Source organism: Streptomyces sp. NPDC039423, assembly GCF_055598725.1.
Genome location: NZ_JBVKAH010000001.1, coordinates 917,089 through 929,927 on the forward strand (window position 1 = coordinate 917,089; position 12,839 = coordinate 929,927).

Annotated in this window: 10 protein-coding genes; 6 read left to right on the plus strand and 4 right to left on the minus strand. The window is 73.8% G+C overall.

What is annotated here, in order from left to right; genetic code table 11:
- Nucleotide 1 precedes the first annotated feature (1 nt).
- Complete coding sequence (locus ACZ7LK_RS04110) at nucleotides 2-760, plus strand: methyltransferase (protein WP_392276156.1); 759 nt, start codon at nucleotides 2-4, stop codon at nucleotides 758-760.
- Nucleotides 761-1,023: 263 nt separating this feature from the next.
- Complete coding sequence (locus ACZ7LK_RS04115; protein WP_392276157.1) at nucleotides 1,024-1,419, plus strand: DUF3040 domain-containing protein; 396 nt, start codon at nucleotides 1,024-1,026, stop codon at nucleotides 1,417-1,419.
- 276 nt (nucleotides 1,420-1,695) lie between these two features.
- Here the strand turns inward: ACZ7LK_RS04115 and ACZ7LK_RS04120 are convergent, their stop codons facing one another.
- From ACZ7LK_RS04120 to ACZ7LK_RS04135, 4 genes are all read right to left on the minus strand, one after another.
- Complete coding sequence (locus ACZ7LK_RS04120; RefSeq protein ID WP_471138273.1) at nucleotides 1,696-4,104, minus strand: transglutaminase TgpA family protein; 2,409 nt, start codon at nucleotides 4,102-4,104, stop codon at nucleotides 1,696-1,698.
- Complete coding sequence (locus ACZ7LK_RS04125; protein WP_392276159.1) at nucleotides 4,101-5,468, minus strand: DUF58 domain-containing protein; 1,368 nt, start codon at nucleotides 5,466-5,468, stop codon at nucleotides 4,101-4,103. Before ACZ7LK_RS04125 ends, ACZ7LK_RS04120 begins: the two co-directional genes overlap by 4 nt.
- Nucleotides 5,468-6,577: an AAA family ATPase gene (locus tag ACZ7LK_RS04130; RefSeq protein ID WP_469464164.1), complete on the minus strand. Its 1,110-nt coding sequence runs from the start codon at nucleotides 6,575-6,577 to the stop codon at nucleotides 5,468-5,470. The genes ACZ7LK_RS04125 and ACZ7LK_RS04130 overlap by 1 nt, the downstream gene beginning before the upstream one ends.
- Before the next feature lie 209 nt (nucleotides 6,578-6,786).
- Nucleotides 6,787-7,335, minus strand: a complete 549-nt coding sequence (locus ACZ7LK_RS04135; RefSeq protein ID WP_392276161.1) for a beta-class carbonic anhydrase — start codon at nucleotides 7,333-7,335, stop codon at nucleotides 6,787-6,789.
- Nucleotides 7,336-7,728: 393 nt separating this feature from the next.
- Here ACZ7LK_RS04135 and rsmH point away from each other — a divergent pair, with 393 nt between their 5' ends.
- The 4 genes from rsmH to ACZ7LK_RS04155 all read left to right on the plus strand — a co-directional run bounded on the left by rsmH (nucleotide 7,729) and on the right by ACZ7LK_RS04155 (nucleotide 12,838).
- Nucleotides 7,729-8,685, plus strand: coding sequence for a 16S rRNA (cytosine(1402)-N(4))-methyltransferase RsmH (gene rsmH / locus ACZ7LK_RS04140; RefSeq protein ID WP_392276162.1), 957 nt, complete (start codon nucleotides 7,729-7,731; stop codon nucleotides 8,683-8,685).
- 85 nt (nucleotides 8,686-8,770) lie between these two features.
- Nucleotides 8,771-9,178, plus strand: coding sequence for a cell division protein FtsL (gene ftsL, locus ACZ7LK_RS04145; protein ID WP_392276163.1), 408 nt, complete (start codon nucleotides 8,771-8,773; stop codon nucleotides 9,176-9,178).
- Nucleotides 9,179-9,182: 4 nt separating this feature from the next.
- The gene (locus ACZ7LK_RS04150; RefSeq protein ID WP_392276164.1) at nucleotides 9,183-11,153 is read left to right on the plus strand and encodes a peptidoglycan D,D-transpeptidase FtsI family protein; all 1,971 of its coding nucleotides are present in this window, start codon (nucleotides 9,183-9,185) and stop codon (nucleotides 11,151-11,153) included.
- Nucleotides 11,154-11,170: 17 nt separating this feature from the next.
- Nucleotides 11,171-12,838: a UDP-N-acetylmuramoyl-L-alanyl-D-glutamate--2,6-diaminopimelate ligase gene (locus ACZ7LK_RS04155; RefSeq protein WP_469464165.1), complete on the plus strand. Its 1,668-nt coding sequence runs from the start codon at nucleotides 11,171-11,173 to the stop codon at nucleotides 12,836-12,838.
- The last annotated feature ends 1 nt before the right edge of the window (nucleotide 12,839 follow it).

The following is a 12,839-nucleotide window of genomic DNA, read 5'->3' on the forward strand; positions in this document are numbered from 1 at the left end:
CGTGTCGGACCCGCAGCGCCCCCGCGCCTCCCTTCGTACCGCCGTGGTGTGGGACGTTCTCGAGGACGCCCTCGACCGCCGGGTCAAGGCGGCCGGCAAGGACAGCCTGGACGTCCTCGACACCGGCGGCGGCAGCGGGAACTTCGCCGTCCCCGTCGCGCTGCTGGGCCACCGGGTCACCGTCGTCGACCCCAGCCCCAACGCGCTCTTCGCGCTGGAGCGCCGCGCCGCCGAGGCGGGCGTCGCCGACCGGGTGCGGGGCGTCCAGGGCGACATCCACGGCCTGTTCGACGTCGTCGAGCGCGGCGGTTACGACGCGGTGCTCTGCCACGGCGTCCTGGAGTACGTGGACGACCCCGCCGAGGGCGTGCGCAACGCCGCCGAGGCCCTGCGGCCCTCCGGCGCGCTCAGCCTGCTCGCGGCCGGACTGGGCGGCGCCGTCCTCGCCAGGGCGCTCGCCGGGCACTTCACCGAAGCCCGCCGCGCCCTGACCGACCCGGCGGGCCGCTGGGGCGAGGGCGACCCCGTCCCGCGGCGCTTCACCGCCGAGCAACTGACCGAGGCCGTCGAGGCGGCCGGTGTGGAGGTCGGCGCCGTGCACGGCGTGCGGGTCTTCGCCGACCTCGTCCCCGGCGTCCTGGTCGACACCGAGCCCGGCGCCCTCGACGCGCTGCTCAAGCTGGAGGCCGCCGCCGCCGAGCTCCCCGCGTTCCGGTCGGTCGCCACCCAACTGCACGTGCTGGGCGAAAAGCGGGGCTGATCCGACCAGCGGGCTGATCAGCGGCGCAGCCGCAGATGGAGTACGCCACAGGCCGCCCGCTCGCAGCCGGATCCCCGTATGATCGAGGGACACCATCCGGCATGACGGATCGGAGGACGGGGAATCAACGCCTCACCACCCGAACCGGCATGGCGGTCCGATCGGTGAAAGGCACAGGGCGGGTTTCACGGGGGCGAATCCCTGCCTATCCTGAAAGGGCCGCATACCGGTCGCCCCCAGCGACCGACGACGAGGAGGACTCCGTGCCGCTCTCGGAGCACGAGCAGCGAATGCTCGAGCAGATGGAGCGAGCGCTGTACGCCGAAGATCCCAAGTTCGCGACAGCGCTCGAGGGAAGCGGGCTGCGTACGCACACCCGGCGACGGGTGTACCAGGCGGTCGCAGGCTTCCTGGTGGGTATCGCGCTCCTCATGGCCGGAATGGTCGCCCAGCAGATCTGGATCAGCGTGGTGGGGTTCCTCGTCATGCTCGGCTGTGCGGTCCTCGCGGTCACCGGTTGGCGCAAGGCGCCGAAACCGGGTGAGCAGCAGCAGACCGACGGAGGCACGGCCCACGGCCGGCACCCCCGGCAGCGCCGCTCGATGATGAACAAGATCGAGGAGCGGTGGCAGCGCCGCCGCGACGAGCAGGGCCACTGAGCGCCACGGCATGAGACATGGGTGAGGGGCGACCGCCGACGGCGGTCGCCCCTCACCCATGTCCACCCACCCGCCGCCCAGTGATACGAGCGGGTACCCCCGTCCCTGCCGGGACGCGCGCCGCTCGGCCGTCGGATGCGGCTGGTCCGCCCCGGCACATCCTGGACGCGGCCCCGTTCGATCCCTCCCGGCACCCCACCGCATGACGAGGCCCCGGCCACCCGGCCGGGGCCTCGTCATGCGGTGGGGTGCCGGGAGGGGCCCCCGGCCGCCGGGTCAGCCGCCCTGGCGGGAGGGGCGGCGGAGCAGGGAGGCGACGCGGGCCACCAGGCGGTGGCGCCGGCCGGCCCACCGGCCGGTGAGCGCCGCCCAGCGGTCCGACACCGCCCACACCACCCGGACGGTCGAGCGGGGGAGCAGCAGCGCGCGCAGCTGGCCGGCCCGGCCGGATCCGGCGGCCAGACCCGCACGGATCCGGGCCGCGTCCTCGGCCAGTCCCGCCACGTGGCCCGGCCGGGGGGCGTAGAGCACCTGCTCCACCGCGCCGGCCACCCGGTGGACCGCCTCGGCCGGGGGACCGTCCAGCTCGCCCAGCAGGACGATCCGCTCGGCCGTCTTGCGCGGCGTCCGGGAGTCGTCCGGCGCAATGCCGTGGTCCCACGCCGTGTCCAGGACCTCCTCCCAGGCCGCCAGGGTCCGGGCGGCCACGTCCTCCGGGCCGCGCCCGGCCCGGCCGAGGCGCCGGGCCCGTACCCGCGACCGCCACAGCATCGGCAGCAGGGGCAGCAGTACGACCGCCACCACTCCCGCGGCGACCAGCAGGATCGTGCCCAGCGGCGGCCCCGAGTCGGCCGCGGCGACGGCGCCGGGGTCCTGGACGTCCCCGCACTCGCCCAGGCGCCGCGCCTGCGGCGGGCAGCTCTCCTGGGTGGACGGCTGCGTCGACGGCACCGCGGCGGCGCTCTCCTCCGGCTGCGCCGGTGTGCTCGGCCGTCCCGTCGGCGCCTCCGGCCGCGTGTACTCGGGCGTCGTGCCGCGCGTCGGGGTGGGCTCGAAACGGGTCCAGCCCACGCCCTCGAAGTACAGCTCGGGCCATGCGTGCGCGTCACGGATGCCGACCGACATGTAGCCGCCCGACTGCGGCGCACCGGGGGTGAAGCCGACCGCGACCCGCGCCGGAATGCCCAGCGTCCGGGCCATCGCCGCCATCGAGAAGGAGAAGTGGATGCAGAACCCCTCCTTGTTCTTGAGGAACTGCGAGATCGCGGCCGCTCCCGTGCCCGACGACACCGTGGTGTCGTAACGGAAGCCGCCCTCCACCGCGAACCAGTCCTGGAGCTTGACGGCCCGCTCGTAGTCGGTCGCCGCGCCCCTGGTCACCCGGGCCGCGGTCGACCGCACGTCCGGCGGCAGCGACCCGGGCACCTCGGTGTACTCGCGTTCGAGGTCGGCCGACGGCTGCGGGGCGTTGGCCAACTGCTCCCGGGTCGGCTCCACGACCAGGCTGCGCACCGTGTACTGCGCGCCCTTCGTGGTCTGGTCGCCGTCGCCGACGAGCGTGCGTCCCACCGGCTCGAAGCGCCAGCGCCCGTCGACCTCGACCCGGGACGCGGGGAACGGCATGGGCAGCCACCGCTGTTCGTAGGTGCCGGCGGCCGACACACTGGTCGTGATCTCCGCCGCGTTGACACTGCCGCTCAGCCCGGCCGGCTGCGGCAGCCGCTCGGGGACGTCGACGATCGGGCGCTCGGAGAGCTTCCAGGACGCGCCGTCGAAGTCGTCCAGCGACGTCAGACGCAGATACAGCCCGGACGTGTCCTCGGCGTTGGTGCGGTAGCGCAGCACCTCGCGGTCCTCGGGCTGCGTCAGGTTGTCCTGGAGCGCCACCAGCGGGTTGACCGCGTTGATCACCCCGCCGCCCTTGCCGCCCACCGCGCCGGTGCCGTCCAGCAGTCCGCCGCCGAGGGCCGGCAGCGCGGCCGGCACGGCCAGCGCGATGCCCAGGGCGACCACGCCGATGCGCCGCCCGGTCCGCACCGGGGCCAGCGGCCCGCCCGCCCGCCCGGCCGGGCCACGTCCGCCCGGGGCCGCGCCGCCGAAGACCCGGCCCCACTGGGAGAGCCGGTCGCGGCCCTCGGCCAGCAGGAGCAGCAGGTAGCCGGAGGCGGCCAGCAGGAACCACAGCCAGCTCGCGCCGCCACCGGACAGGCCGGCCGCGACCGAGTACAGCGCGAGCAGCGGCAGCCCCGCCGGAGCGGCGCTGCGGAACGTCACCGCCAGGGCGTCGACGGCCAGCCCGATCACCAGCACGCCGCCGACCAGCATCAGCCGGATGCCGTCGGTGGCGGGCGCCGGGGTGGCGTACTGCCCGACGTCCTCCGCGCCCGAGGTCAGCAGCAACCCGAACCGCTGGATCGCGTCCGGTCCGGGCAGGAACCAGGCCAGTGCCTGGTCCCGGGCGAAGAGGACGGTCAGCGCCACCAGGCCCACCAGGGCCTGGACCGCGACCGTGAGCGCGCGTGCCGACGACCAGCGCCGCACCAGCGCGCCCGCCCCGCTCTGGAGCGCCACCAGCACCGCGGCCTGGATGATCCACGTGGCCGGATCGACCAGCGGCAGCAGCGCCCCGGCCGCCATCAGCGTGGCGGCGAAGGCGCACAGCGCCAGCCTCCCGCGACCGCTCATGACCAACCCCCCGATACCCCGGACATTCCGCTCGTTCCCCTGCTCGCCGCGCCCGGTCCGGAGGGCGCCCCGCCCGTCCGCCGCCACAACTCGGCCAGCGACGCCCCGGGCGGTACGGCCACCGCCGTCCAGCCCGCGTCCCGCAGCCGCCGCACACTGTCCTCCACCGCGCCGGCCACCGCGCCGCCGGTCAGCCACGTACCGCTGTCCAGGACGAAGGCGACCGCCGCGCCGCTGCGCTGCCGCATCCGGGCGGCCACCGCCGCCTGCTCCTCGTCGAGGTCGCCGATGAACGCGACCAGCAGTCCCTCGTTCCCGGAGCGCAGCAGGTCCAGGGCGCGCGAGAGCCCGGCCCCGTCGGAGTGGTCGACGACCGCGAGGGTGTCCAGCATCAGGCCCGCCGCGTCCGCCGAGTCCTGTGCCGCACCGGTGAACCCGTCACCGTCGCCGGGCAGCGGACTGCCCTCGTCGGTCAGCAGCCGGACGGAGTAGCCCTGCTCCAGCATGTGCACCAGCACCGAGGCCGCGCCGGACACCGCCCACTCGAAGGCGGAGTCCGGCCCGAAGCCCTGGTAGGCCACCTCGCGGGTGTCCAGCAGCACCGTGCACCGGGCGCGCTGCGGCTGCTCCTCGCGGCGCACCATCAGTTCGCCGTACCGAGCGGTGGACCGCCAGTGCACCCGCCGCAGGTCGTCGCCGTAGCGGTACTCGCGCGGGATCACGTCGTCCTCGCCGGCCAGGGCCAGCGAACGCGGCCGCCCCTCGCCGTATCCCGAGGCCTCGCCCGGCAGCCGGCCGGGCGGCAGCGGCTCGGTGCGCGGTATGACCGTGAGCATGTCGTAGGCGCTGAACGAGCGGGTCAGCTCGCACATCCCGAACGGGTCGCTCAGCCGTAGCTGGAGCGGCCCGAGCGGATAGCGGCCGCGCAGGTCCGAGCGGACCCGGTAGGACACCTCGCGGCGCCCGCCCGCCTCCACCCGGTCCAGCACGAACCGGGGCCGCGGCCCCAGCACGTACGGCACGTGGTCCTGGAGCATCAGCAGGCCCGTGGGCAGCCGCGAGATGTTCTCCATCCGCAGGTGGACGCGCGCCTCGGCGCCGGCCGGCACCCGCTGCGGCGCCAGCCGCCGACTGCCGGCCACCTGGTAGCGGGTGCGGTAGAGCACCAGCACGCAGACCAGCGGCAGGACGGCCAGCAGCAACCCGACGCGCAGCAGGTCGCCCTGTCCCAGTACGTAGGCGCACACCGCCGCCGCGACGCCGGCCGCCAGGAAGGACCGGCCGCGGGTCGTCAGCCCCCCGAGGGCGGCCCGCACCCCGCCCCTGTTCTCGCCGTCCCGGCCGGCGGGCCCCCCGGCCGCCATCACAGCCGCCGTACGCCGGGCTGCTGCTGGCCGTAGAGCGGGGCGCCGGCCCCCGGGCCGCCGGGCATCTGACCGCCCTGCATCGGGCCGCCGGGCACCCGGCCACCGGACAGCGGCGAGCCGTGCGGCGCGGCCGCCGGCGGAGCCGCCGTGGGTACCGGCGTGCGCTGGATGATGTCCCGCACGACCTGCTCGGAGGTACGCCGGTTCAGCTGCGCCTGGGCCGTGGGCAGCAGCCGGTGGGCCAGCACGGGGACGGCCAGTGCCTGGACGTCGTCGGGCAGGGCGTAGTCGCGGCCGCTCAGCGCGGCGGACGCCTTCGCGGCCCGCAGCAGGTGCAGCGTGGCGCGCGGCGAGGCGCCGAGCCGCAGGTCCGGGTGGGTGCGGGTGGCCGCGACGAGCTCCACCGCGTACCGCCGGACCGCCTCGGCCACGTGGACCGTGCGCACCGCGTCGATCAGCTTCACGATGTCGTGGGCGTGCGCCACCGGCTGGAGGTCGTCCAGCGGCGACACCCCGCCGTGCACGTCCAGCATCTGGAGCTCGGCCTCGGCGCTGGGGTAGCCGATCGAGACGCGGGCCATGAAGCGGTCCCGCTGGGCCTCGGGGAGCGGGTAGGTGCCCTCCATCTCGACCGGGTTCTGCGTGGCGACCACCATGAAGGGGCTGGGCAGCTCGTAGCTGTGCCCGTCCATGGTGACCTGGCGCTCCTCCATCGACTCCAGCAGCGCCGACTGGGTCTTGGGCGAGGCGCGGTTGATCTCGTCGCCGATCACGATCTGCGCGAAGATCGCGCCCGGCTTGAACTCGAACTCACGCCGCTGCTGGTCGTAGACCGACACACCGGTGATGTCCGACGGCAGCAGGTCGGGCGTGAACTGGATGCGCCGCACGGAGCAGTCGATCGACCGTGCCAGCGCCTTGGCCAGCATGGTCTTGCCGACGCCGGGGACATCCTCGATCAGGAGGTGTCCCTCGGCGAGCAGCACGGTCAGCGAAAGCCGTACGACCTCAGGCTTGCCCTCGATCACACCCTCCACCGACCTGCGGACGCGTTCCGCCGTGGTGGTCAGATCTGTGAGGCTCGCTCGATCGTCATAGGTCGTCACACGGCCCTCCTCGGCCCGTTCCATGGGCCGTGCGCGACTGACGGCACGGTCCACCCTTGAAACACGGACACCGTCTCCGAACCATTCAGGAGCGGTGTCACCCCCGCATTCTTGTTGCCGTTACCCGTACGTGTCACTCGGCTGTGGACAACCGCGCGCGATATGTCGGAGATGGCGTGTTCCGGGAGGGTGTCCCGTGCCGGGAAACCTCAGGAAGAGGGGTCGATCTCGCGCAGGAGACCCGTCTTCACGTCGAAGACGAAGCCCCGCACGTCGTCGGTGTGCACCAGGAACGGCGACGTCCGCACACGCTGCATGGACTGCCGTACGTCCTGGTCGACGTCGCGGAAGGCCTCCACCGCCCAGGCCGGCCGCTGGCCGACCTCCTGCTCCAGCTCGTGGCGGAATTCCTCCGTGAGCGACTCCAGGCCGCAGCCCGTGTGGTGCACCAGCACGACACTGCGGGTGCCCAGCGCGCGCTGGCTGATGGTGAGCGAGCGGATCACGTCGTCGGTGACGACACCGCCGGCGTTGCGGATCGTGTGGCAGTCACCCAGTTCGAGACCGAGCGCCGCGTGCAGGTCGAGCCGGGCGTCCATGCAGGCGACGACCGCGACGTGCAGCACGGGGCGGGCGTCCATGCCCGGGTCGGTGAAGCCGGCGGCGTACTGCCGGTTGGCCTCGACGAGACGGTCCGTGACCGTGCCGCCGTCGGTTATGGGGCTCGGCGAGGGGTGCGCGGATGCTGAAGTCGTCATGGCTCAAACGTTAATGGTCACGCCCCGCCGCGGCTCGCTGTGAGAGGGGACAAAGAACTCCAACGTGCCTTGTTGTGAGGTAACCCACAGGGGTGAGGGCGGGCCACTGTCCGGGTGAGTCGTCCGTGATCGCGCCCCGTGCGCCGCCGCCCCGCGCGACGCGCTGCCCGGTTGATTGACCGCGCGGGGCAGTGGACTAAAGTGACGCGAAGTTCACGGAGACATTGAGCGAATCCCAGCGAATCCGCAGTTTCTCCCCCCGCGTGTGCGGCGGCAGGTACGGCTCGGCCCTCTCCCGCTCGCCGGTCGGCCGACGCTTTTCCGGCGCCGGCGGGCCTCCCCGGACGGGAGGGATCCGGCAGTACGTCCACCGCGCCGAATCTGAGAGGGCGCATGAGCGAGACCCGACACGTCCCGGTGATGCTCCAGCGGTGCCTGGACATGCTGGCACCCGCACTGGGGCAGCCGGGTGCGGTGGTCGTCGACTGCACCCTGGGCCTCGGAGGCCACAGCGAGGCGCTGCTGACCCGCTTCCCCGAGGCGCGGCTGATCGCCCTCGACCGGGACAAAGAGGCCCTGCGGCTCTCCGGTGAGCGGCTCGCCCGCTTCGGCGACCGCGCCACCCTGGTCCACGCCGTCTACGACGAGCTCCCCGAGGTCCTGGACCGGCTGGGCGTCCCGGAGGTCCAGGGCGTCCTGTTCGACCTCGGTGTCTCGTCCATGCAGCTCGACGAGGCCGACCGGGGCTTCGCCTACGCGCAGGACGCCCCGCTCGACATGCGCATGGACCAGACGACCGGCATCAGCGCGGCGGAGGTCCTCAACACCTACCCGCCCGGCGAGCTGGTCCGCATCCTGCGCCAGTACGGCGAGGAGAAGCAGGCCAAGCGGATCGTGGCGGCGATCGTACGGGAGCGGGAGAAGGAACCCTTCTCCAACAGCGCCCGGCTCGTCGAGCTGATCCGCGACGCCCTCCCGCAGGCCGCCAAGCGGACCGGCGGCAACCCGGCCAAGCGGACCTTCCAGGCCCTGCGCATCGAGGTCAACGGCGAGCTGACCGTCCTGGAGCGGGCCGTCCCGGCCGCGGTGAAGGCCCTCGCGGTGGGCGGCCGGATCGCCGTCCTGTCGTACCACTCGCTGGAGGACCGGCTGGTGAAGCAGGTCTTCGCGGCCGGCGCCACCAGCACCGCCCCGCCGGGGCTGCCCGTCGTGCCGGAGCGCTACCAGCCGAAGCTCAAGCTCCTGACCCGCGGTGCCGAACTCCCCACCGAGGAGGAAGTCGCCGAGAACCGCCGCGCCGCCCCCGCCAGGCTCCGGGGCGCCGAGCGGATCAGGCGGGACGAGCTGTGAGCGGCCAGCCCGGCCGGAAGGACGGGCGCGGGCACGGCGGCGGCGTGGACCACGGACGGGACAGCGGGGCGAACCGGGAGGACAGGTGACCAAGGCGGGACCGCTGAAGGGACGGGCGGCGCGGCTCGCGCGGCTCATGCCGTCCGGGCCCAGCACCGCGGCCCGCACCCCCTTCGTCCTGCTGGTCGTCCTGCTCCTCGGCGGCGGCCTGATCACCCTCCTGCTCCTCAACTCCTCCCTCAACGAGGGATCCTTCCGGCTCAGCGAGCTGAAGAAGAGGACCACCGAACTCACCGACGAGGAGCAGGAGCTCCAGCGGGACGTGGACGGCCGGTCCGCCCCCGACGCGCTGGAGCGCCGGGCCCGTGAACTCGGCATGGTGCCCGGCGGCAGCCCCGCCTTCCTGGGCCCCGACGGCACGGTCCGCGGCGTACCCGGCGAGGCGACGGCCGAGCCCGCCCCGCCCACCGCACCGACGACGTCCGGCAGGTGACGCAGTGCCCCCCACCCAGCCCCCCCGCCGCCGCGTGCCCGCCCCGGCCCGCCCGGAACGCTCCGCCCGCCCGGACCGGCCCGCCCGCCCGGCCGTCCGCCGGCCGCGACCCTCGCCACGCCCGCCCGCCCGGGCCCGCACCATCCGGCTCGGCAGCCCCCGGCCCCGGCTGAGGCTGGTCAGCCTGGGCCTGACGCTGGTCATGCTGGCGTTCGTCGTGCGCCTCCTCCAGGTCCAGGCCGTCGACGCCAGCGCGTACGCCGCCAAGGCCGAGAAGAACCGGTACCAGGAGTTCACGCTGTCCGCCGAGCGCGGCGAGATCACCGACCGCGCCGGGATCGCTCTGGCCACCAGCGTCGACGCGTACGACATCACCGCCGACCCGAAGATGTTCACGCCCGAGGAGAGCAAGGCCCCCGACGCCCCGGAGCAGGCCGCCGCCCTCCTCGCGCCGATCCTCGGCAAGGACCCCGCCGAACTGGTCGCCAAGCTCAAGGCGCCCAAGTCCCGCTACGCCCTGCTGGCCCGCCGCCAGACCCCCCAGGTCTGGAAGCAGATCAAGGACCTGAAGAACGTCTTCGCCGAGAAGGCCCGCGCCGGCAAGGCGGGCGGCGGCACCGGCGTCAGCATCCTGGCCGGCATCTTCAACGAGCCCAGCACCAAACGCGTGTACCCCAACGGCACCCTCGCCGCCGGGATACTGGGGTACGTCAACGCCGACGGGCGCGGCGGCGGCGGCCTGGAGTCCATGCTCGACGAGGAACTGGCCGGCAAGGACGGCAAGATCAAGTACGCCCAGTCCGGCGGCCGCCGGGTGCCCACCGTCGGCGCCCGCGAGACCCCCGCCGTCCCCGGCTCCGACATCGAGCTCACCATCGACCGGGACATCCAGTGGGCCGCCCAGCAGGCCATCACCCGGCAGGTCGAGGAGTCCAAGGCGGACCGCGGCTACGTGATGGTGCAGGACGCCCGGACCGGCGAGGTCCTCGCCATGGCCAACGCCCCCGGTTTCGACCCCAACGACCTGAGCCAGGCCAACTCCGCCGCCATGGGCAACGCCGCCCTCCAGGACGCCTACGAACCCGGCTCCACCGCCAAGGTCATCTCCATGGCCGCCGTCCTGGAGGAGGGCGCCGCCACGCCCTCCACCCACGTGGTCGTCCCCAACCGCCTCCACCGCGGCGACCGGCTGTTCAAGGACGACATCGACCACCCCACCTGGTACCTGACGCTCAACGGCGTCCTGGCCAAGTCCAGCAACATCGGCACCATCCTGGCCACCGGCCAGCTCGGCCCCACCCAGGCCCAGGCCAACCGGGTCCTGCACTCCTACCTGCGCAAGTTCGGCCTCGGCAGCCCCACCGGCCTCGGCTACCCGGGCGAGACCTCCGGCATCCTCGCCAAGCCCCAGGACTGGTCCACCTCGCAGCAGTACACGATCCCCTTCGGCCAGGGCCTGTCCCTCAACGCCATGCAGGCGACGTCCGTCTACTCCACGATCGCCAACGGCGGCGTACGCGTCGAGCCCACCCTCGTACGCGGCACCAAGGGGCCGGACGGCCGCTTCACCCCCGCCCCCGCCCCCCGGCAGACCCGGGTCGTCAGCGAGAAGACCGCCAAGACCCTCGCCGCCATGCTGGAGTCGGTCGTCGACGACGAGGAGGGCACCGGGACCAAGGCCGCCATCCCCGGCTACCGGGTCGCCGGCAAGACGGGTACCGCCAACCGCGTCGACCCCCAACTCGGCCGCTACAAGGGCTACACCGCCTCCTTCGCGGGGTTCGCCCCCGCCGACGATCCCCGGATCACCGTCTACTGCGCCATCCAGAACCCCACCAGCGGCAGCTACTTCGGCGGCCAGATCTGCGGACCCATCTACAAGAAGGTCATGGAGTTCGCCCTCAAGACCCTGCAAGTCGCACCCACCGGCAAACAACCACCCCGGATGCCGGTCACGTTCAAACCCGGCGAGTGAGCCGGCGGGAGCAACCAGTGACAACCACCACCCCCGACCCCGGGAACCGTTCCGGCGGCCACGCGGCCCAGGCGCCCTCATTTAGCCCGATCACGGGTGCGCCCGGTACGCTCACCGCCGTGCCACACGCTGATCAGTCCCGAACCACCCCGACGGACGCCCCCGCGAACCGCCCCGGGGCGCCCCGGCCGGTCCAGGTCCGCCCCACACCCCTGGGCGAACTCGCGGCCCGGCTGGACACGCCCGTGCAGGGCGACGCGGAGGTGACCGGCATCACCCACGACTCCCGGGCCGTACGCCCCGGAGACGTGTACGCGGCCCTGCCCGGCTCCCGCCTCCACGGCGCCGACTTCGCCGGCCAGGCCGCCGACCTCGGAGCCGTCGCGATCCTCACCGACCCGACGGGCGCCGACCGCGCCGCCGCGACCGGCCTGCCGGTCCTGGTCACCGAGGACCCGCGCGGCCGGATGGGCGAGCTCGCCGCCGAGATCTACGGCCGCCCCGGCGGCGACCTGCTCCAGATCGGCATCACCGGCACCTCCGGCAAGACCACCACGGCCTACCTCGTCGAAGGCGGCCTCAAGGCGGCCGGCCGCAGCACCGGACTCATCGGCACCGTGGAGATGCGCATCGGCGGCGAACGCATCAAGTCCGAACGGACCACCCCGGAGGCCACCGACCTCCAGGCGCTGTTCGCGGTGATGCGCGAGCGCGGCGTCGAAGCCGTCGCCATGGAGGTCTCCAGCCACGCGCTGGTGCTCGGCCGGGTCGACGGCTGCGTCTTCGACGTCGCCGTCTTCAACAACCTCAGCCCGGAGCACATGGAGTTCCACTCCGGCATGGAGGACTACTTCCAGGCCAAGGCGCAGCTCTTCACCCCGCGCCGCAGCCGCCTGGGCGTGGTCAACTACGACGACGAGTACGGACGCAGGCTGGTCAAGGAGGCCTCCGTCCCGGTCGTCACCTTCTCCGCCGAGGGCCACCCCGACGCCGACTGGCACGCCGAGGACGTCGAGATCGGCGCCATCGGGAGCACGTTCACCATCGTCGGCCCCGAGGGCGAGCGCATCAGCGCCGAGGCCCCGCTGGCCGGCCCCTTCAACGTCGCCAACGCCCTCGCCGCCGTGGTCACCCTCGCCGCGGCCGGGATCGACCCCCAGACCGCCGCCGACGGCGTCGCCGCCGTCCCCGGCGTCCCCGGCCGCCTGGAGCGCGTCGACGCGGGCCAGCCCTACCTCGCCGTCGTCGACTACGCCCACAAGACGGACGCCGTCGAATCGGTCCTGCGCTCGCTGCGCAAGGTCACCGAGGGCAAGCTGCACGTCGTCCTCGGCTGCGGCGGCGACCGGGACGTCACCAAGCGCGGCCCCATGGGCGCCGCCGCGGCACGCCTCGCCGACACCGCCGTCCTCACCTCCGACAACCCCCGCTCCGAGGACCCCCTCGCGATCCTCGCCGCCATGCTCGCCGGCGCCGCGTCGGTGCCCGTCCACGAACGCGGCGAGGTCGCCGTCTTCGAGGACCGGGCCGCCGCGATCGCCGCCGCCGTGGCACGCGCCCGGCCCGGCGACACCGTGCTGGTCGCCGGCAAGGGCCACGAGCAGGGCCAGGACATCGCCGGAGTGGTCCGCCCCTTCGACGACCGCCTGGTCCTCCGCGAAGCAATCCAGAACAGTCAGGGATGAA

Bases quoted from the DNA above. Each gene is read 5' to 3' on its own strand.
- ACZ7LK_RS04120 (WP_471138273.1), bottom strand. From the start codon at position 4,104: ATGAGCGGTCGCGGGAGGCTGGCGCTGTGCGCCTTCGCCGCCACGCTG.
- ACZ7LK_RS04125 (WP_392276159.1), bottom strand. From the start codon at position 5,468: ATGGCGGCCGGGGGGCCCGCCGGCCGGGACGGCGAGAACAGGGGCGGG.
- ACZ7LK_RS04135 (WP_392276161.1), bottom strand. From the start codon at position 7,335: ATGACGACTTCAGCATCCGCGCACCCCTCGCCGAGCCCCATAACCGAC.
- rsmH (WP_392276162.1), top strand. From the start codon at position 7,729: ATGAGCGAGACCCGACACGTCCCGGTGATGCTCCAGCGGTGCCTGGAC.